Source organism: Campylobacter concisus (genome assembly GCF_003048445.1).
Classification (GTDB): domain Bacteria; phylum Campylobacterota; class Campylobacteria; order Campylobacterales; family Campylobacteraceae; genus Campylobacter_A; species Campylobacter_A concisus_BF.
In genome coordinates this window covers 139,016-158,810 of the sequence record NZ_PIQW01000002.1, presented here as the reverse complement: position 1 = coordinate 158,810, position 19,795 = coordinate 139,016, and the positions used below count along the sequence as shown (strand labels likewise).

General features: G+C 40.7%; 17 protein-coding genes. 16 read left to right on the top strand and 1 reads right to left on the bottom strand.

The genetic code is table 11. The features are described 5' to 3' along the window. Window positions 1-6 precede the first annotated feature (6 nt). The 13 genes from CVT14_RS01995 to hypA all read left to right on the top strand — a co-directional run bounded on the left by CVT14_RS01995 (window position 7) and on the right by hypA (window position 12,942). Window positions 7-1,725: a nickel-dependent hydrogenase large subunit gene (locus CVT14_RS01995; protein ID WP_107849572.1), complete on the top strand. Its 1,719-nt coding sequence runs from the start codon at window positions 7-9 to the stop codon at window positions 1,723-1,725. Between the two features lie 9 nt (window positions 1,726-1,734). Further along, window positions 1,735-2,415, top strand: coding sequence for a Ni/Fe-hydrogenase, b-type cytochrome subunit (gene cybH, locus CVT14_RS01990; RefSeq protein ID WP_021085813.1), 681 nt, complete (start codon window positions 1,735-1,737; stop codon window positions 2,413-2,415). Further along, the gene (locus CVT14_RS01985; protein WP_107849571.1) at window positions 2,415-2,957 is read left to right on the top strand and encodes a HyaD/HybD family hydrogenase maturation endopeptidase; all 543 of its coding nucleotides are present in this window, start codon (window positions 2,415-2,417) and stop codon (window positions 2,955-2,957) included. Before cybH ends, CVT14_RS01985 begins: the two co-directional genes overlap by 1 nt. Next, a complete protein-coding gene (locus CVT14_RS01980; protein ID WP_107849570.1) occupies window positions 2,954-4,426 on the top strand; it encodes a hypothetical protein in 1,473 nt (490 codons plus the stop codon). The genes CVT14_RS01985 and CVT14_RS01980 overlap by 4 nt, the downstream gene beginning before the upstream one ends. Next, entirely contained in the window at window positions 4,410-6,635 is a 2,226-nt protein-coding gene (gene hypF / locus CVT14_RS01975) for a carbamoyltransferase HypF (RefSeq protein WP_107849569.1), read from the top strand. The genes CVT14_RS01980 and hypF overlap by 17 nt, the downstream gene beginning before the upstream one ends. A gap of 45 nt (window positions 6,636-6,680) precedes the next feature. Then, window positions 6,681-7,094: a nickel-responsive transcriptional regulator NikR gene (gene nikR, locus CVT14_RS01970; RefSeq protein WP_107849568.1), complete on the top strand. Its 414-nt coding sequence runs from the start codon at window positions 6,681-6,683 to the stop codon at window positions 7,092-7,094. Between the two features lie 360 nt (window positions 7,095-7,454). After that, window positions 7,455-8,717: a DUF2157 domain-containing protein gene (locus CVT14_RS01965; RefSeq protein WP_107849567.1), complete on the top strand. Its 1,263-nt coding sequence runs from the start codon at window positions 7,455-7,457 to the stop codon at window positions 8,715-8,717. Continuing rightward, entirely contained in the window at window positions 8,714-9,337 is a 624-nt protein-coding gene (locus tag CVT14_RS01960; protein WP_107849566.1) for a GDYXXLXY domain-containing protein, read from the top strand. Before CVT14_RS01965 ends, CVT14_RS01960 begins: the two co-directional genes overlap by 4 nt. 123 nt (window positions 9,338-9,460) lie before the next feature. Further along, window positions 9,461-10,273 carry a hydrogenase nickel incorporation protein HypB gene (gene hypB / locus CVT14_RS01955; protein ID WP_107849565.1) on the top strand — a complete coding sequence of 271 codons (813 nt, stop codon included), beginning with the start codon at window positions 9,461-9,463 and terminating at the stop codon, window positions 10,271-10,273. Further along, window positions 10,273-10,512 carry a HypC/HybG/HupF family hydrogenase formation chaperone gene (locus CVT14_RS01950; RefSeq protein ID WP_009293878.1) on the top strand — a complete coding sequence of 80 codons (240 nt, stop codon included), beginning with the start codon at window positions 10,273-10,275 and terminating at the stop codon, window positions 10,510-10,512. Before hypB ends, CVT14_RS01950 begins: the two co-directional genes overlap by 1 nt. Next, complete coding sequence (gene hypD / locus CVT14_RS01945) at window positions 10,512-11,600, top strand: hydrogenase formation protein HypD (RefSeq protein WP_107849564.1); 1,089 nt, start codon at window positions 10,512-10,514, stop codon at window positions 11,598-11,600. The genes CVT14_RS01950 and hypD overlap by 1 nt, the downstream gene beginning before the upstream one ends. Window positions 11,601-11,608: 8 nt before the next feature. Then, on the top strand, window positions 11,609-12,601 hold the full coding sequence (hypE, locus tag CVT14_RS01940; protein WP_021089166.1) for a hydrogenase expression/formation protein HypE: 993 nt from the start codon (window positions 11,609-11,611) through the stop codon (window positions 12,599-12,601). Continuing rightward, on the top strand, window positions 12,601-12,942 hold the full coding sequence (gene hypA, locus CVT14_RS01935) for a hydrogenase maturation nickel metallochaperone HypA (RefSeq protein WP_021089151.1): 342 nt from the start codon (window positions 12,601-12,603) through the stop codon (window positions 12,940-12,942). The genes hypE and hypA overlap by 1 nt, the downstream gene beginning before the upstream one ends. A gap of 223 nt (window positions 12,943-13,165) precedes the next feature. On the opposite strand, the gene CVT14_RS01930 is transcribed toward hypA, so the two are convergent. Further along, window positions 13,166-15,637: an AsmA-like C-terminal domain-containing protein gene (locus CVT14_RS01930; protein ID WP_021089178.1), complete on the bottom strand. Its 2,472-nt coding sequence runs from the start codon at window positions 15,635-15,637 to the stop codon at window positions 13,166-13,168. Window positions 15,638-15,710: 73 nt separating this feature from the next. Between CVT14_RS01930 and mltG the strand changes: the two genes are divergently transcribed. From mltG to CVT14_RS01915, 3 genes are all read left to right on the top strand, one after another. Next, window positions 15,711-16,655, top strand: coding sequence for an endolytic transglycosylase MltG (mltG, locus tag CVT14_RS01925; RefSeq protein WP_021089091.1), 945 nt, complete (start codon window positions 15,711-15,713; stop codon window positions 16,653-16,655). Window positions 16,656-16,718: 63 nt separating this feature from the next. Further along, a complete protein-coding gene (locus CVT14_RS01920) occupies window positions 16,719-18,893 on the top strand; it encodes an NADP-dependent isocitrate dehydrogenase (protein WP_107849563.1) in 2,175 nt (724 codons plus the stop codon). A gap of 3 nt (window positions 18,894-18,896) precedes the next feature. Further along, entirely contained in the window at window positions 18,897-19,790 is an 894-nt protein-coding gene (locus CVT14_RS01915; protein WP_107849562.1) for a lactate/malate family dehydrogenase, read from the top strand. Window positions 19,791-19,795: the final 5 nt, after the last annotated feature.

Here is a 19,795-nt window from a genome sequence, read left to right as displayed (position 1 = left end):
AAAAAAATGAGTGAAAAAAGAATAGTAATAGACCCTATAACACGTATCGAAGGGCATTTAAGAATAGAAGTCGTAGTCGATGAAAACAACGTTGTCAAAGAGGCTTACTCTGGCTCAACTCTTTGGAGGGGCTTAGAGCAGATAGTAAAAAATAGAGACCCAAGAGATGCTGGCTTTTTCATGCAAAGAATTTGCGGTGTTTGCACATACTCGCACTACCGAGCAGGCATAGTCGCAGTTGAGGACGCCCTTGGTATTAAACCCCCATTAAATGCTGAGCTAACTAGAACGCTTATGAATGCAGCTTTATATCTTCACGATCACATCGTGCACTTTTATCAGCTTCACGGCATGGACTGGGCAGATGTCGTCTCTGCACTAAGCGCAGACGTGCATAAGGCTAGTGAGGAGGCGTTTAAATACACTGATTTGCCATTTGCCACGGGAGCTGACAAGCTAAAAGAGGTAAAAGAGAGGGTTGAAGCCTTTGTTAAAAAGGGCAACCTTGGACCATTTGCCAACGCATACTGGGGACATAGCACATATAAATTTACTCCAGAGCAAAATTTAATCGTCCTCTCTCACTATCTTGAGTGCCTTAGAATCCAAAGAACAGCAGCTCAGATGATGGCTATCTTTGGCGCGAAAAACCCACACCCACAAAGCCTAACAGTTGGCGGCGTGACCTGCGTGATGGACCTTATGGATCCAGCTAGAATGGGCGAATATATGAGTAAATTTGCTGAGATAAAAGAATTTGTAGATAGAGCTTACTATCCAGATATTTTGATGGCGGCTAAGGCTTATGCAAACGAGCCAAGCGTTCTAAACGACGTTGGCGTATCAAATTTATTCTGCTACGATGAGTTTTTGATCGGCAAAAATGACCATCTATTTAAAGGTGGCATCATCTTAAATGGTGATATTAGCAAGGTTTATGATATCGACGAAAACAAAATTACAGAAGAGGCGACAAGATCTTGGTATAAAAATGACAAAGCGCTTCATCCATATGACGGTGAAACTGAGGCAAACTACACTGGCCTTGTTGATGGCGAGAGCATAGACGGCGAGGGCAAGCTAGCTCACAGCAAGCTTTTTGACACAAAGGGCAAATATAGCTGGATCAAAGCACCAAGATATGATGGCATGCCTATGCAAGTAGGACCGATCGCAAGCATCGTCATAAACTACGCTAAAGGCAATGAGAGAGTTAAAAAGGTAGTCGATGAGTTTTTGGCAAAGAGTGGCTTGCCACTAAGTGCAGTCTTTTCAACTCTAGGTAGAACCGCTGCTCGTATGCTTGAAGCAAAAGTGGTCGCAGAGCACACTATGGACGCATTTAACGCCTTGATCGAAAATTTAAAGACAGATCAAGAGACCTGCGCAAAATATGTCATAGATAATAGCAAAGAGTATAAAGGCCACTTCAAAGGCAACGCTCCAAGAGGTGCGCTAAGCCACTGGTGCCGCATAAAAGATGGCGTCATCTCAAACTGGCAAGCGGTCGTGCCAAGCACTTGGAACGCCTCTCCAAAAGACGCCAAAGGTCAAATGGGCAGCTACGAGGCGTGCTTAGTTGGTATGAAGATCGCTGATCTTTCAAAACCACTTGAGATAATACGAAAAATTCACTCTTACGACCCTTGCATCGCGTGTGCCGTGCATGTTATGGACACGAAGGGAAATGATTTGAGTACTTATAAGATAAATCCAAATTTGTAAGGAAAAAAGATGTCACATAAAAATCCTGACAGGATCAGCGAATATGAATTCTCCATCGGCGTTAGGCTGACACACTGGATTAGATTTATAGCTATCACGCTTTTGGTTGTGAGCGGCTACTACATCTCTTATGTCTTTATGAGCCCAGAGATCACGAGCGAGCCTACAAATTTCATGCAAGCAAAGTGGCGTTTGGCGCACCAGGTCGCTGGCTTTGTGCTAATAGCGGTATTTATCTTTAAATTCTATCTATTCGTCTTTGATAAACACAGCAAAAAAGAGTGGATGAGCGTGCTTGACTTTTTAAGTCCAAAAGTTTGGATAGCGCAGATCAAGTATTATATCTTTATGGGGCCACACCCGCATTTAAGGGGCGTTTATAACCCATTGCAGTTTGCCTCATACTTTTTCTTTTACGTCATCTTGGCACTGATTTGCCTAACTGGCCTAGTGCTTTACGCTCACGTTTATCACAATGGGCTTGGCGGAGCGATCTACGAGCCAGCAAGATACTTTGAAGAGCTTATGGGCGGGCTAGCAAATGTTAGAACGATACATAGAATTTGCATGTGGATCATCATGATATTTGTGCCTATTCACGTTTATATGGCGATATTTAACGCCGTTAAAGGTAAAAATGGAGCGATGGACGCCATCGTTAGTGGCTATAAATTTGTAAAAGAACACTGATGAGAGTGCTGGTTCTTGGCATTGGCAACGTGATGTTTGCTGATGAGGGCATAGGTGTTCATTTTGTAAATTTGATGGCTAAAAACTATAAATTTACAAGTTCTAAAAACGAGCTTACTCTAATGGACGGGGGCACTTTAGCCCTCGCTCTAACTCACATAATAAGCGAATTTGACTATCTTATCGTCGTTGATTGCATTAGCGCAAATGGCGCAAGCGTGGGCGATGTCTATTTTTTCGACTTTCTAAACGTACCAAATTTTATCAGCTGGGACGGCTCGGCTCACGAGATCGAGATGCTTCAAACACTTCATCTAATGGAACTTGCAGGCGACAGGCCGACAACCAAAATCTTAGGCATCGTGCCTAGCCGCATAGAATCATCAAATTTTAGCCTCTCAGATGAAGTGATAAAAGCTTCTAATATCCTAGAAAAAACGCTGCTTGATTACTTAAAAGAGCTTGATTTTAAGTGCGAAAAGGTGGCAAATTTCACCCTAAACGACACCCTCGATGACTACGCCAAAAAGGGTTTAAAATGATACTTGCTTTTAAATTTTACTGCTTTAAAGACCCAGCCTTTTTGGCACCATTTTTACGCTCATTGGCTAAAGATCTTTTGCACTCTATAAGCTGCAAAGATGATCAAATTTGCCTAAAAGTAAGTGGCTTTGCCAAGGAGCTTAGCGCCCTAGCGGACAGAGCTAGCGTCATCTTGCCTTATAGCCTTTTTATAAAACATAGCGAGGTCGATGTGGCAGATGAGCTTGACGTGACAGGTGAAATTAAAAAGATAAAATTTGGCACGCTTAGCCCATCTCAAGCAGCGGCATTTTTGGCTAATGGCAAGGCTATTTTAAATGAAAGTGGCACGCTTGCTTTGAGTAAATTTGATGGTGAGATAACGCTTAATAATTTTAATGAAAAGCTAAAAACCTGCCTAAATTTATTAAAAAATGGTAAGAGCGTTTGTGTAGAGCAAGATGAAAATTTATATGAAATTTCTCTTGGGGTAAATTTTGATGCAAATTTCTTGATGCCTGTAAATTTAAAGCAGCTACCTAAAATTTTTATAGCTGGTGATAGGGCGCAGATCGCGCTTGCTAGCTTTGAAAAGCCACTTTTGGCACTAAAAACGACAGCTATTTATAGGCAAAACCACGAGGGCGCACCGCTATTTTTTGACGTGATGGCACCAAATGACCTTTTTCTTTACGCCCTTTGCGAGCAGCTAAATAAAGATGGCTTTAGCTTTTTAAGCGTTTCTGTAAAGGAGCAAAAAAGCGCCCTTTCAAGGCTTGCTTTGCTTGAAAATAGCGCACTTTTAAGCCCATTTTTTTATACAAAAGATGAGAAATTTGAGCTTAACTATTTTGGCGAGGTGGCTTTGGGGCTTAAATTTAGCAAATTTAGCGATGATGAAATTTTCCTGCTTTTAAAATCAAGCAAAACGCAGCTTCTCTTTTTGCCTAAATTTAGTAGCTTTGAAGAAATTTATGAGCTTATAAGGGCTGAGGAGGGTGGCGAAAGGCTACTTGAAAACTTCAGTAAAGAGCGCGCCCTGCCGAGTGGTAAATTTAGCTCAAACGCTAGCTTTTTCTCACTATTTTGTATAGCTGGACGCTTGCTTGGCACAAGCAGTGACTTTAAAAAAGCAGGGGAGAATTTGCTTCTTATGGCAGCTGATTTTAGCGGTCAAAAAGGCGTTAGGATCGATTATAAAATGAAAGATGACTTTGGTTTAGACGGGGTTAAGTTTGTAAAAAGTATTATTTCATTTATCCTTGCTGGCGCTGGAGAGAAGAATATTAGCTTTGGCTGCACCGAGTCTTTGGCGCATTTTTTGAGCGATTTTAGCTATGAAAAACGAGATAAATTTAACATTAAAAATGTTACTTTAAGCGGGGATTTATTTTACAATAAGGCAGTTAGCAACTTGATAAAAAAGCACCTAAACCCAAATATAAAAACAAATTTTGACCCCGGATTTGGCATTGAGATCAAGCTTTAGATATGAGATCAAGGGCTTAGTTCAAGGCGTTGGTTTTAGACCTTTTGTCTATACTTTGGCGCATAAATTTGCCCTCGTTGGCGAAATTTACAATGATGATGAGGGGGTGAAACTAAATTTTAGTGGCGATGAGGCTAGTTTTTTGGCTTTTGAAAAAGAGCTTTATGAGAAGCTACCAGCCCTTGCTAGGATCGATGAGTTACATAAATTTAAGATAGATAAAATTTATGAAAAACTTGAGATCATCGCCTCAAAATCAGCCACCAAACAAGCTCCTATCTTGCCTGATTTTGCCCTTTGTGATGACTGCTTGCGCGAGTTTTATGACCCCGCAAACCCACGCTACAAATATCCATTTATAAACTGCACCAACTGCGGACCGAGATTTTCGATCATCAAAGCATTACCCTACGACAGGGTAAATACGACGATGAATGAGTTTAAAATGTGCGAGTTTTGTGGGGGCGAATATAAAGATCCGCTTAATCGCCGCTACCACGCAGAGCCGATCTCTTGCCCAAACTGCGGGCCAAAGCTATATCTAAAAGATAAATTTGGTAAAGTCTTGGCTAGCAAAAACGAAGCGGCAAAAGAGGCGGCTAAGCTCATAAACGAGGGCAAAATTTTAGCCATTAAAGGGCTTGGTGGCTTTCATCTAGCCTGCGACGCGACAAATGAAGCAGCAGTTTGTGAGCTAAGAGCTAGAAAACATCGCCCAAGCAAGCCATTTGCGCTTATGAGTAAAAATTTACAAAACGCTAGAGAGATAGCGCAAATTTCAGAGGCTGAGGCAAAGCTTCTTACTTCAAATTTAAAGCCAATCGTCTTGCTTGAGGCAAAAAATGGCTCAAATATCGCAAAAAGTGTCGCTCCAAATTTAAACAAGCTTGGTGTCATGCTTGCATTTAGCGGCATACATCTTTTGCTATTTGACCACTTAGAACACGACATTATCGCAACTAGCGCAAACATCTCAGGCGAGGTTGTGATAAAGGACGAGAGCGAGCTAAGAGAAAAACTAGGCGACGTCATAGACTTTTATCTTGATCACGACCGAGAAATTTACTCGCCAAGTGACGATAGTATCGCATTTTGCGTTGGTGATGAGATAATTTTTACAAGGACAAGTCGCGGGCTAAATCCAAATTTCATCCATACAAATTTTAAGCAAAAAGGGACATTTTTAGCCCTTGGAGCGGAGCTAAAAAGCTCATTTTGTATCTACAAAGACGGACTTTTGATGATCAGCCCATATATCGGCGATCTAAAAAACGTGGCGACTTTTGATAGATTTAAGGATATTTTTACGCTTTTTGAAACGACTTATGATCTAAAAATAGACAAGGTCATAGCCGATCTTCATCCAAATTTTTTAAATACAAAATGGGCAAAAGAGCAGGGCTTTGAGCTAGTTCATCTGCAGCATCACTACGCGCATTTGCTAAGTGTGATCTTTGAAAATGATCTGCCAGACAAAGAGTATCTTGGCTTTTGTTTTGACGGCACTGGATACGGAGAAGACGGCAAAATTTGGGGTGGCGAGGTTTTTAGGCTAGATAAAAATAGCTACAAAAGAGTTTATCACTTTGATGAATTTAGCTTATTTGGCGGCGAAAATAGCATAAAAAATATCTACCTCATCGCTTATTCTATTATTTTGAAGTATGAGCTTGAGGACGAGGGGCATAAATTTTTAGTAAATTTTGATGAAAAGGTGCTTAGAAATTTCAAGATGATGGAGCAAAAGGGGCCAAATTTAGTAAAAACTAGCTCTGTTGGTAGGATATTTGACGCATTTGGTGCGATAATATGTGGCATTTTTCACTCAAGCTACGAGGGCGAAAGTGGCATGAGACTTGAGGCGCTTTATGATAAAAATTTAGATGCGTGTTACAAATTTAGTCTAAATGACGGAGTTATCGGCTTTGAAGATGCCTTTAAAAGTGCGCTAAAAGATGAGCCAAGAGTGGCTGCAACGGCATTTATAAATGGCATGGCTGATATTATTTTTAAAATTTCTAAAAGTGAGAAAAAAGAGATTTTGCTAAGTGGTGGAGTTTTTCAAAATAAGACTTTGCTTGAGCTTATTTACAAAAAATTTACTAAATCAAATTTGAAATTTTATATCAATAAGAAATTCTGCAGTAACGATTCTAACGTAAATTTAGGGCAAATTTATTATTATTTATCCACATTTTCTAATAAGTGATGTATAATTATTTTAAACGGTAATCAAACGAGAAAGGAGCAAAAAATGGATAGTGTTATACGTTTTAGTGTTTCTTTGCCTAGTCAATTACTAGACGAACTAGATAGAAAAGTTAGCGAACAAGGCTACGCTTCTAGGAGTGAATTTACAAGGGATTTGATCCGTGAAAAGATCGTAAGCGACAGCTGGAAGGACGCTAACGAGGAGTTGATTGGGGTTTTGACGCTCATTTATGTGCATCATCACAACGATTTGGTGAATAAAAAAATGGATATCGAGCATGACTCTGATGTGAAGATCATCTGCACAAATCACGTCCATGTCGATCACCACAACTGCTTAGAAACAATCTCTATAAGGGGCGAAGCGGAGAAGATAGAGCGCTTTGCTGATAGGATTGCTGGCTTAAAGGGTGTTAAGTTTTCTAAACTTACAAAGGCCGCTGTGCCTAAATTTTAAGCTAAAAGCTTTTTTGGCTCTTAAATTTAGATTTTTTTAAAAAAGCTAGCAGCGCTTTCTTGGCTGCAGAGCTTGTCTTATTTTGTCTTTTTGGTAGTTTTTAGCAGTTTTTGTGATCCATTTTTGCAAATTGTTATTGGGTTTTGCTATTTCTTGCGTGCCTGATATCTTTTTTGTGGCGAAAGTTTGATGACCGTTTGTTTTTTACTTGGGCTTTGGCTAAAGCTAAATTTGCAAAAGCCCGCCCAAGTTTTTTGGCTTTTTAAATTTCTCCCTTTTTGCTTTATTTTTGTTCTAGCATTTTTGGCGCTTGTATGCTATCATTAGCCACAAAAAAATGTCATTTAAAGAGAATGAAAGATGAATTTTTACAATAGAAATTTTCTAGCCAAAGAGCTAGATCGCTGGCAAAAAGAGGATGTGGTCGATAAGGCCACCGCTTTAAAGATAGCAAATTTATATGATATAGATATAAACGCTCATAGCGAAAAGACTAGCTTTATCTTAAAGTTGGTTGCCTATCTCTTTTTCGCGCTGGCATTTTTTACCCTTGTTGGAGCTTACTGGGAGGAGATACCAAGGATGGGGCGCCTTGTCATCATCTTTGGCGTGCTTGCTCTTTTAAATTTTGGCGGAGTTTATTATCTTAAAAAAGGCAAAGATAAGCTTGGCACAGCCACACTCTTTTTGGGAAATTTCTGCTACGGAGCAGCCATAGCGCTTATCGCTCAAATTTATAACATCAGTGACGAGCCAAGCGGCGGAGTTTTGCTCTGGAGCGTTGGAGCTATGGCTCTCTCTTTTGCTAGCAAAAAGGGTCTGCTAGTGGCTCAAAGCCTTGTTTTTGCGACGATCTGGTTTGTTTTAAAGGGCATGGGCGGCGAGTTTGCTTATGAATTTATTGTATTTATAGCCCTTGGCGCCTACATGCTTTATAAAAGTGACTCGGCATTTCTTGCGATTGTGCTTTTAGCGGATATATTTTTCTACATCGTTTCGCTTTGCGCTAGGATCAGTGGGTTTAACGAATTTTATGGCTATGATCTTATGTTTAAAGCGCCGATGACTGCTACTTTGTCGCTCTCATACGCGCTTTTACTTGTCGCGCTCTTTAGCCCGTTAGCTGGCTTTAGAGATAGGCTAGCGCACCTTGTAAAAGGCTTTGGCAAGTATCTTGGCATCATTATCTTGATCGTTTGCCTGATAGCTTATGCAAATGGCGACATCTACGAGCTAGAAGAAGATAAATTTTGGTTTGCAAAAGCATTTTTTTATAGCAGTTTTGGCAAGGTTTTTGCCGTATTTAGCATCGCTAGCATTGCGCTATTTTTAAAAGAGAAAAACAAAAGCGGCTTGCTTCTTGGCCTGATACTCTTTGCGTTGCCATTTGTCTTTAGCTTAGGCGTGGGATATGCAAATATCTTCTTCTCGCTAGCAAACATCATCGTTGCAGCCGTGCTTATCAAAAATGGCGAGCTAACGCTTGGACTATGCATGATATTCTTAGTTGCGGTGGTTAGATACTTTGAGCTAATAGGCGATTATTTGGGGGCTACGGCGCTATTTATTGTCTTTGCCTTCGTCGTGCTCGTAGTTGCAGCTAAAAAAGGAGGCAAAAAATGAAGATAAGATCACTAATACTAGCCATAATCTTTCAAATTTTACTAATAATTGCGATGCTTGCATACGCGCTCATGCCACTTTATCTTGGAAAAGAGGTAAAAGTGAGGGTTAATCTCTACGATCCAAGGGATCTCTTTCGCGGAAACTACGTGAGCTTGAGCTATGATTTTTCAAATTTACAGCAGTCTAAATTTGATGAAAAAACTGGCGTTGAGATATATATATATGATAGAAATATCTCAAAAAATGATGAAATTTACGCCATTTTAAAGCAAGATGCTAATGCTACTTACGCTTTTGATAAATTTAGCTTTACTAAGCCAAAAGACGCTCTTTTCTTAGCTGGCAAATTTGATGGATATTTATTTGTAAAATATGGCATCGAAGAGTTTTACATGCCAACTAAAAAGGCAAAGCAGACTGAGCGAGAGATGATGGATCAAGACGTGGATGCTGTTGCTGTTTTGATGGTGATGGATGATGGCAGAGCAAGGCTAAAAGATATCATCATCACACCAAATGGTAAAAAAAGAAGTAATGATGAAAATTTTGATAAAAATGGCTACACAGATGATAACGAGAGCTTTGAAGAGCCAGTTCGCTTGCAAGATCAAAGGTAAATTTAAAGGATGATTAAAAAACGGGTTAATTTATCTCATTTGCATAAAATGCCCTTAAATTTTAATTTTATTTTTAAAATTAAGCGTTAAAATCTCTGAAAATTAATAAAAAAGGATAATAAAATGTGTAAAGATTGCGGTTGTTCAATGGGAAATCACGCCCACACTCACACTCACGCTGATGGCACTACTCACTCACACCCACACACTCACGATGGGCATACAGACCACGCTCATGACACACACGAGCATAGCCACGAGGCTCACGCACACCCTGTGCTAAACGAGAGCAAAACCATAGACGTGATAGAGAAAATTCTATCTGAAAACGACAAAGAGGCCGCTCATAATAGAGCGCATCTTGATGAGAAAAAGATACTTTGTGTAAATTTGATGAGTAGTCCAGGTGCTGGCAAGACCACGCTTTTAGAGGCTACGATAAAGGCTGGCAAATTTAAAATAGGCGTAGTTGAGGGCGATCTTGAAACCAATCAAGATGCCGACCGCATAGTAAAAGCTGGCGCAAAAGCTCATCAGATAAGCACAGGTCAGACTTGTCACTTGGACGCATTTATGGTGCATGAGGGGCTTCACCACCTGCCACTAAATGAGCTTGATCTAGTCTTTATAGAAAATGTTGGAAATTTAGTTTGCCCTGCTAGCTACGACGTTGGCTCGCACTTTAACGCTGTGCTTCTTTCAGTGCCAGAGGGTGATGATAAGGTTAGCAAATATCCAGTGATGTTTAGGGCTGCTGACGTGCTTTTAATCACAAAAGCTTCGCTTGCGCCGCACTTTGACTTTGACATCGAGCGAGTGAAAAACGACGCTAGAAAGCTAAATCCAAAGGTTGATATCTTTGTAGTAGATAGCAAAACAGGCGAGGGCATCGATAAATGGATAAGTTATTTGGAATTTAAAAAAGAGCTAAGATAATGTGCCTTTCGATCCCTTCAAAAGTAATAGAAATAGATGAAAACAACGTTGCTACCGTCGAGACTCTGGGCGTTACTAGAAAGGTAAGCCTAGATCTCATCTCTGAAGAGGTAAAAGTTGGCGAATACGTGCTAATCCACGTTGGATACGCCATGCAAAAGATCGATACGCAGTTTGCGCTTGAGAGCTTAGAGGTCTATCAAAAGATCGCTGAGGATATGGACGCGGGGAAAATTTGATGGATCTTATCAATGATTTTCGCGATAAAAATTTAATCCTAGCCCTTTCAAAACTGATACAAAAAGAGAGCGTAAAACCGCTAAATATCATGGAAATTTGCGGCGGCCACACGCATAGCATTATGAAATTTGCATTGCCAAGCTTAGTTGGAGAGCATATAAATTTCGTCCACGGCCCAGGCTGTCCAGTATGCGTGATGCCAAAGAGCCGCATAGACGAGGCCTGTAAGCTAGCTAGCATGGATAATGTGATCTTTTGCACGCTAGCTGACATGCTAAGGGTGCCTGGCTCAAAGACAAGCTTGCAAAAGCTTCGCGGCGAGGGACACGACATAAGGGCGCTTTACACGCCACTTGATGCGCTAAATATCGCTAAACTAAATCCAGACAAAAAGGTCATATTTTTTGCGATCGGCTTTGAGACGACGACGCCGATGAGCGCAAATTTGGTTGAAAAAGTGGTGCAAGAGGGCATTAAAAATTTATACTTTCATATAAATCACGTGACCGTCCCAGCCCCAGTTAGGGCTATAATGAGCGATGAAAACGTGAGGATAGACGCATTTTTGGGACCAAGTCACGTAAGCGTCATCACGGGTAGCAAAATTTACAAAGAGCTAGCGAGCGAATTTAAAAGGCCGATCGCCATTAGCGGTTTTGAGCCGCTTGATATCATGGCAAGTGTGCTAAATTTAGTCCGTCAGCAAAACGCAGGCACTTATGAAGTCTATAACGAGTACGCAAGGGCTGTCAAAGAAGAGGGCAACCTCAAGGCAAAAGAGCTCATAGCTAAGTATTTTGAGCCGTGCGACTTTGTCTGGAGAGGGCTTGGCGAGATAGCACAAAGTGGCATGAAGCTAAAAGATGAGTTTGCCTACCTTGACGCTAGAGTGCAGTTTGACTGCAGTGTAGAGAGTGCTGGCGAGAGCAAGGCTTGCATTTGCGGGCAAATTTTAAGAGGGCTAGCAAAGCCGACTGATTGTAAAGTCTTTGGCAAGGTTTGCAACCCGCAAAACCCGCTAGGATCGTGCATGGTCTCAAGTGAGGGTGCTTGTGCAGCATATTTTAAATACGCAAGAGTTGGTTAAGGAATTTAATGAAAAAGATAATGCTAAGCCACGGCGGCGGCGGCGAGGAGATGAACTCGCTTATAAACGAGACGATATTTAAAATTTTTGATAATGAAATTTTAAGGCAGAGCAACGACTCAGCGATATTAAATTTAAACGGCAAGATCGCGTTTAGCTCTGATAGCTTTGTGGTAACCCCCATTTTTTTTAATGGCGGAGATATCGGCAAGATCGCAGCTTGCGGCACGATAAACGACCTTGCGATGGTTGGAGCAAGCGCAAAATACCTAAGTTGCTCGCTCATCATCGAAGAGGGGCTTAGTATAGAGGAGCTCGAGCGTGTGCTTGGCTCGCTTGCAAAAACTTGCAAAGATAGCGGCGTAAGCGTGGTTTGTGGCGATACAAAGGTTGTACCAAAGGGCAAATGCGATAAAATTTTCATAAACACAGCAGGCATCGGCGAGATAGTTTGCGAGGGTGTGGAGCTTAAAAATTTAAAAGCAGGGGCAAAAATTCTCATCTCTGGAGATGTTGGCAGACACGGAGGCGTGGTGCTTGCTGCAAGAGAGGAATTTGAGCTTGGACTTGATCTAAAAAGCGATTGCAAGAGCCTAAAAGAGGTTGTCTTAAAGCTATTTAGCGCTGGCATAAAGCCACAAACTATGCGTGATGCGACTAGAGGCGGACTAAGTGCGGTGCTAAATGAGTGGGCTAAATTTAGCAAATTTGACATCTTAGTCTTTGAAGAAAATATCAAGGTCGCAGATGAAGTGATGGGCGTTTGTGAGCTGTTTGGATTTGAGCCTTATGAGCTTGCAAATGAGGGCACTTTTGTGATGGCTGTCGATGAGAGCCAGGCTGAAGAGGCACTTAAAATTTTAAGAGAATTTGATAAAAACGCGATGATAATAGGCGAAGTTTTAGAAGCCAAAAACGAGCGTGTCATCATCGAAAACGCCTATAAATCAAGAAGATTTCTCGAGCCGCCAAAGGGCGAGCTACTACCAAGGATCTGCTAATGCATGAGCTTAGTATCGTTCAAAATTTAGTTAGCCTTTGCGAGAAAAATGCCGCCAAAGAAAACGCAAAAGAGATAAGCAAGATCGAGATAAAAGTTGGCCGCTTAAGCGGAGTGGAGCCACACTATCTGGAGAGTGCATTTGATGTTTATAAGGCTGGCACGATCTGCGAAAACGCCGAGCTTGTGATAAATTTACAAGGCATTGTGATCGAGTGTTTGGACTGCGGATTTGGCGGGGAGCTTAGTGAAAATGACTTTACCTGTCCAAAGTGCAAAAGCCAAAATTTAAAGGTGACTGACGGCGAAGATATGTATCTGATGCGCCTTGAGATGAAGTAAATTTTTACATATTTTTATATGTAAAATTTTATGTTTTTTATTAAAATATTTTAATAGTGGTAGTAGTAAAAAATAGCTACCAAAACCTTGATCTCTAGCTTTTGATATCTTTACGCACTTTACGAGCCTGGGATAATATAAATAATCAAAAATGAGCGCCACTCTTGGCTTTAGAAGCAGCCAATAATTTTTTTCTATAATTTTCGTGCGTTACAGATTTAAACTACTCAAATATCAAAAACGGAGCTTGTAGAACGTTTCTTATTATCTTCAGCGGCGAGAGTAGGGTATCTCGCAATATTTGCGTCGAGTACTCGGGCTTTTCAGTCGTGCCGCGTATGGCGATGACGGTTGAGAGCGAGCGGTCTTTGCCAAGGATGATTTGGTTGATAAGTGGGATCTTGTCGATGATGCCGCTTGCGTCTTTTAGTATCTTTAGCTCAAGATCGATGTTTATCTTTTTGCTCTTTAGATCGATAGTGCCGCGTCCGCCGATATCTGCGCTCGTGCCTATCATCTCAATCGCTAAAAACTCGATCACGTCGCCCTTTCTAGTAAGTAAAATTTTGCCGTTTTTAACGGTAAAACCCTTGTCGTTGAAATCAGGCGTTTTAAAGCTAAGAAGCGATGGCACCGAGTTTAGAAAGCTTAGTAGCCTTTGATAAAAGATGTAGTCTTTTAGATACGTGCCAAAAAATCTCACCTCAGCCTTGAAATTTTTAGAGTTTTCTCCAAGCATTTTTAGGCGAAATTTACCGCCCTCAAAGCTCTTTATGCCAAAAAGGTCGTTGATAAATTCGCCGCTTATATCAGTTGCGTCTAAATTTATGCTTTTCTCATCGCTAAAATATCCAACTCTGCCTTGCTTTGCTAGTCCGTTTAGAGAGGTGCTTTTGCCTTTTTTCTCGGCGCTAAAGCTGGTAAATGGCAAGGTTTTGTTTAGATCTTGCAAGATGATGTCGCCATTTTTTGCAAAGAGCTCAAGTGGCGTGCTTTGCGTTTGGTTGCTGCTCTCATTGTCGTCAAGAACGACTAAATTTAAATCCTGCGTATTTACACCAATGCCTTTTTCTTTTATCTCAAGAGCTAGCTTTTTACTAGCGCTATTTACCTTTACTACGCCGTTTTGAACTAAGATATTAACGTCGTCACTATCATATTTTGAGCCATTTTTATCCAAAAATGGCATGTCAAATTTAAGCCCCTTTGCCAAAATTTCAAGATTAACAAAGTCCTTGCTTTTTATGCTCACATCATCAAAACCAAGCACGCCATTTTGCTTTAAAACTGGGGAGTTTTGCATGATAAATTCGCTATTTTTTGTAGCTATCACGCTCTCATCGCCAAAGCTTAAATTTAGTCCAAAAGGCTCAATGCTAAGCGTGGTCTTATCTGGCTTGCTAAAGTCAAGAAGCGCGGTAAATGGCTCATTTTTAAAGGCTAAAATTTCATCATTTTTTTCTTTTAGATCAAAGCTCTCTATGACGCCTTTTATCTCGCCAGTACTTTTTTGTAAATTTATATCTGCTTTCGCATTTGCTCTGAAAAAATCAAGCCCAAAGCCGCTTGCATCGATGTTTAGCACAGAAGTATTTACGAGCTTTACAAGGGCACTTTTAGCATTAAATTTACTCCCAGCGATATCTAAAACAGCGTCACTTATCTTAAAATCGCCATTTGCGATGACGCTTTTTTCATCAAAATTTTCTAAGCTCTTCTCATCAAGCTTTATCAAAATTTTTAGGCTAGCGTCCATTTTTCCGCTTAGCTGCTTAACTGGTACGTTGATCTTATAAGCTCTTAATATCTCATTTATCGCCTCATCGTAAATGGAATTTGTCTTTATAAAAAGCTCTAAATTTGCACTTTTTTCATCAAAGATGTTGTTTATCGCGACGTTTGAGCCATCAAGCTTTTTGCCTTTATAAACTGGAGCTGTAAGGTCAAATTTAAGCTTTGAGTTATTAAGCGTGATGTTTGCCTCAGCGACATTTACGGCTGGCAAGCCTTTATCAAATTTAACAAGTAAATTTTTGGCATTTGCAGTCGCGTTTAGCTCGTTTAAGAAAAGATCATTCTTTTTAAGATCGGCCTTGCCATTTATCTCATTTAGGTGATAGTCATCAGCCACGATGTAGCCATATATCCAGTTTTTAACCTCGCTGTTTAGATGTATGCGGCTATCAAGCTCAGCGATGAAGTCCTTGATGCTACCAGCATTTACGTCATAGGCTTTGTAGGTTAAAAGCGTATCTTTTAAGGCAAAGCTAAGCTTGCCATTTAGCTCGTGCGAGGTGAAATTTCCATCAAATTTATAATCATCCTTGTCAAAATTTGCACTGCCTTCGCCGCTAATGCTTACGTTAAAATCTTTAAGGCTTAAATTTCTTACTATGAAGCGATCGACACCATTTTGTTGCTCGTTTTGAAATTTGATATCGATGTTTAGATAAGGGCTATCGACGAAAAATATATCATCTAAAAATAAAATTTTGATCTTAAAATCATCGCCGATTTGCACGCTCTCAAGCGAAATTTCTTGAAAAAATGTGTCAAGATAATCCACACCCTGGCTAAGGTTTAAAAGCTGCTTGTCGCTGGCTTTTTGCTCTGCGTTTTGTTTAAATTTAGGTAGCTTGATCTGCTTTGCTCTTACAATTATTTTTTTATCTAACTTTATATATAATTGCTCCAATTTTACGCCGTAAAACTCGAAATCGTTAATTTTTATGCCGTATTTTAAAAGCAAAAGAATCGAAAGAATCAAAATGATAAAAAATTTTATAAAAAAGCCGTATCTGGATATTTTCTTTGATATCGTACTCATCGTTGTCCTAAGCGTATTTGTTTATTTGGCACGCCCCATAAACACGAGCAAGGTCGTCTTTGTGCCAAAGGGAAGTGTGGGCGAGATTATATCTTATTTAGCTAATCGCAACTTTAACCTAAGTGCGATCGACAAGTACGCCATGCGCTTTATCGGCTCGCCTCAGTCAGGCTGGATCGAGATAGGCAAAGATAAAATTTCAAGGGTTGATTTTTTAAAAAAACTTGCCAAAGCAAAGGCTGCGATGACCGAGATCACGCTAATACCTGGCGAGACTACGATCGTTTTTTTAAACCAGATCGCTGCTCAGCTAGGACTTGACGCAGCTAAACTAAATAGCGAGTATAACGCCCTTGCGCCAGTGAGCGATGGCTTTTTAATGCCAAATACCTATAAAATTCCAATAGGCATCAGCGAAAGACATCTAGCCTATTACCTTGTAAATTCATCTAAAAAGGCGCAAAGCGAGATCAGCAGGAAAATTTTTGGCGAGTACAACGAGAAAAAGTGGTTTAAAATTCTAACCATCGCCTCTATCATCCAAAAAGAGGCCGCTAACGACGCTGAGATGCCTCTTGTCGCTTCAGTCATCTACAACCGCCTAGATAAGGGCATGAGACTACAGATGGATGGCACGCTAAACTATGGAATTTATTCGCACGATGTGATCACAGCTGAGCGCATAAGAAGCGATATGAGCGAGTTTAACACCTATCTAAACGACGGCATCCCGCCAAGCCCAGTCTGCTCGGTCTCGATAAGTGCGATAAAAGCTGCTATAAACCCTGCAAAGAGCGATTATTTATACTTTGTGCTTGATAAAAAGGCGAAAAAGCACATTTTTTCAAAAACCTTAAGCGAGCACAATCAAAATATCGCAAAATAGGGCTAAAATACAACTAGCTTTAATAAAAAACGTGATAAATTTCAAAAAATCAAAAGGGCTAAAATGAGTGACATTATCTGGACTAAAACCGACGAAGCACCGCTTTTTGCAAGCTACTCTCTCTTTCCTATCGTTAAGAGCTTTTTATCCCGCGCTGGCATTAGCATAACAAGGGCTGATATCAGCTTGGCAGGGCGAATTTTATCTCTTTTTAGTAAAGAGCTTGGGCTAAACAAGGCCGATGAGCTAGGGCTTTTGGGTGAGCTAACCGCGCACAAAGAGGCAAATATCATAAAACTGCCAAACATCTCAGCCACGCTCGTTCAGCTAAAAGCAGCCACCCATGAGCTTAGAAGCAAGGGCTTAAACGTGCCATTTTATCCAGACGAGATCATCACAGACTACGACGAAGAGGTCGCTAAAAAATACCAAAAAGTGCTAGGAAGCGCGGTAAATCCAGTGCTTAGACAAGGAAACTCAGATAGAAGAGTCTTGCCACCGGTTAAAGAATTTGCCAAAAAGCACCCACATAGCAACGGCAGCTGGGACAAGGCAAATAAAACTAAAATTTGCTACATGCAAAAGGGCGATTTTTATGAAAATGAGCGCTCAATCATCGCTAGCAAAGATGAGAAATTTTATATAAATTTTATTAGCAGCGACGGCAAGAAAGAGCTTTTAAAAGAGCTTGCCATACAAAGTGGCGAGGTTGTAGACGCGGCATATCTAAGCGTAGATGAGCTAGATAAATTTTATGAAAGCTGCTTTGAGACGGCGCTAAAAGAGAATTTGACTCTTAGCCTTCATCTAAAATGCACGATGATGAAGGTTAGTGACCCAGTCATCTTTGCACACGCGATAAAGAGCTACTTTAAAGAGGTTTTCGAGCTGTTTGATGAAGAGTTTAAAACTCACGGCGTTGAGGCAAAAAACGGCTTAAAAGATATGTTTTCTAAAATTTCAACTCTTAAAAATAAAGATGAAATTTTGGCTAAATTTGATGAAATTTTAAGCAAAAAAGCAAAAATTTGGGCATTAAATGAAAATGCCAGCAACTTTGACGTGCCAAATGACGTTATCATCGACGCCTCAGTGCCAGCGCTCATTAGAAACTCTGGCAAGGTAAAAGATAGAAATGGCGAGCTAAATTTCTCACTTTGCATGATCCCAGATAGGACTTACGCTAGGGTTTATGAGGCCTGCGTGGCGGACTTTAAGGAGCATGGCACGCTTGATGTGAGCAAGATCGGCAGCGTGGCAAACGTGGGCCTAATGGCTAAAAAGGCCGAGGAGTATGGCAGCCACGATAAGACCTTCATCGCAAAAGAGGACGGAGAATTTGTAGTTTTTGATGAGGCGGGCAAGAGCGTCTTTAAATTTAGCGTCAAAAGTGGCGACATTTTTAGGATGACGCAGGCTAAAGAAGATGCGATAAATGCGTGGTTTGAGCTTGCTTTAAAAAGAGGCGAAATTTCAAAAGATGAGCTTATATTTTGGCTAGATAGTAGCCGGGCGCATGATAGAAATTTGATAGCTAAATTTGAAAAATTTAGAGATAAATTTACTAGTGCTGGCGTGAAATTTGAAATTTTAAACTACGAGCAAGCAACTAAAAAATCGCTTGAAGCAATAAGAGCTGGCAAAGACGTCATAGGCGTAACCGGCAACGTTTTAAGAGACTATCTAACCGACCTTTTCCCGATATTTGAGCTAGGTGGAAGCTCAAAAATGCTCTCAGTCGTGCCATTGCTTGCTGGTGGGGCGATGTTTGAGACAGGAGCTGGCGGAACGGCTCCGACACTTGTAAAAGAGCTAAAAGAGAGAAATCATCTGCTTTGGGATAGTTTGGGCGAGTTTTTAGCACTTAGTGCTTCGCTTGAACATCTAGCGTTTTTTAGGCAAAAAAAAGAGGCAAAAGATCTAAGCGAGGCGCTAAATAGAGCAGTTGCTAGCTACCTAGACGAAAACAAAACGCCAAATGCCACTCTTGATACTAGAGAGTCGCACTTTTATCTGGCACTATTTTGGGCGAGAGAGATGGCAAAAAGTGGCGGAATTTTAAGCGCGATATTCGCAAATTTAGCAGACGAGCTAGAAAAAAATGAAGGTGAAATTTTAAAGCAGATCAGAGAAAATGATGGTGCAAGCGCGGAATTTGGCGGATACTACCTGCCAGACGAAGCAAAGGCAAATGAGGTCATGAGACCAAGTGAAATTTTAAATAAAATAATAGGATAAAAGATGAAAATAAGTGTAGTTGGGGCTGGAAATGTCGGTGCTAGCATAGCTTATGCGCTTTGCATGAGAGAGCTTTGCGATGAGATCGCGCTTGTGGATATATTTGGCGATGTGGCGCGCGCAAAGGCGATCGACCTAGCTCAGTCAAGCTGCGTCTTTAACGCAAAAACTAGCGTTTGTGGTGGTGATGATTTTGTGCTTATTGAGGGCAGTGACATCGTCATAGTCACTGCTGGAAGCCCTAGAAAAGAGGGTCAAACTAGAGAAGATCTGCTACTTAAAAATGCCGTAGTCGTAAAACAAACTGCGCAAAAGATAGCTGAATTTGCCAAAAACGCAGTGATAATAGTAGTCACAAATCCACTTGACGTGATGGTCTGGACGGCACATAAATTTAGCGGTTTTAGCAAAAACAAAGTGATCGGCATGGCTGGCGAGCTAGACAGCGCAAGGTGCAGATATGAGCTAGCGCTTTTAAAAGATAAGGACGCTAGTAAGCTAAGAGCAAAGATCGTCGGTGCTCACAATGACGATATGATCGTATCAGCCAGCAATATCAGCGAAAATTTAAATGAAAATGAGCTAAAAGTGCTCAAAAAAGAGACGAGCACTGGCGGAGCAAAGATCGTTAAACTGCTTGGCACTTCGGCTTACTACGCACCAGCGGCTGCAGCTGTGAAGATGTGCGAGATGATCGTTGGTAAGAGCGATGAGATAATAAGCGCTAGCGTGCTAATCGATGATGAACTAAGCTGCGGCAGGATAGTAAGACTCGGACGTGATGGCTTAAAAGAAATTTTAGAGCTAAATTTAGACGAAGACGAGCAAGAGCAACTAAACAAAAGTGAAGCTGAAATTAGAAAAAATATCAAATTTTTAAAAGAAAACTTAGAGTAGGAAGA

Coding starts and splice junctions, on each gene's coding strand:
- hypB (WP_107849565.1), top strand. CDS start 9,461: ATGTGTAAAGATTGCGGTTGTTCAATGGGAAATCACGCCCACACTCAC.
- CVT14_RS01995 (WP_107849572.1), top strand. CDS start 7: ATGAGTGAAAAAAGAATAGTAATAGACCCTATAACACGTATCGAAGGG.
- hypA (WP_021089151.1), top strand. CDS start 12,601: ATGCATGAGCTTAGTATCGTTCAAAATTTAGTTAGCCTTTGCGAGAAA.
- CVT14_RS01920 (WP_107849563.1), top strand. CDS start 16,719: ATGAGTGACATTATCTGGACTAAAACCGACGAAGCACCGCTTTTTGCA.
- nikR (WP_107849568.1), top strand. CDS start 6,681: ATGGATAGTGTTATACGTTTTAGTGTTTCTTTGCCTAGTCAATTACTA.
- CVT14_RS01985 (WP_107849571.1), top strand. CDS start 2,415: ATGAGAGTGCTGGTTCTTGGCATTGGCAACGTGATGTTTGCTGATGAG.
- CVT14_RS01980 (WP_107849570.1), top strand. CDS start 2,954: ATGATACTTGCTTTTAAATTTTACTGCTTTAAAGACCCAGCCTTTTTG.
- CVT14_RS01915 (WP_107849562.1), top strand. CDS start 18,897: ATGAAAATAAGTGTAGTTGGGGCTGGAAATGTCGGTGCTAGCATAGCT.
- hypD (WP_107849564.1), top strand. CDS start 10,512: ATGGATCTTATCAATGATTTTCGCGATAAAAATTTAATCCTAGCCCTT.
- cybH (WP_021085813.1), top strand. CDS start 1,735: ATGTCACATAAAAATCCTGACAGGATCAGCGAATATGAATTCTCCATC.
- CVT14_RS01965 (WP_107849567.1), top strand. CDS start 7,455: ATGAATTTTTACAATAGAAATTTTCTAGCCAAAGAGCTAGATCGCTGG.
- hypE (WP_021089166.1), top strand. CDS start 11,609: ATGAAAAAGATAATGCTAAGCCACGGCGGCGGCGGCGAGGAGATGAAC.
- CVT14_RS01960 (WP_107849566.1), top strand. CDS start 8,714: ATGAAGATAAGATCACTAATACTAGCCATAATCTTTCAAATTTTACTA.
- CVT14_RS01950 (WP_009293878.1), top strand. CDS start 10,273: ATGTGCCTTTCGATCCCTTCAAAAGTAATAGAAATAGATGAAAACAAC.
- mltG (WP_021089091.1), top strand. CDS start 15,711: ATGATAAAAAATTTTATAAAAAAGCCGTATCTGGATATTTTCTTTGAT.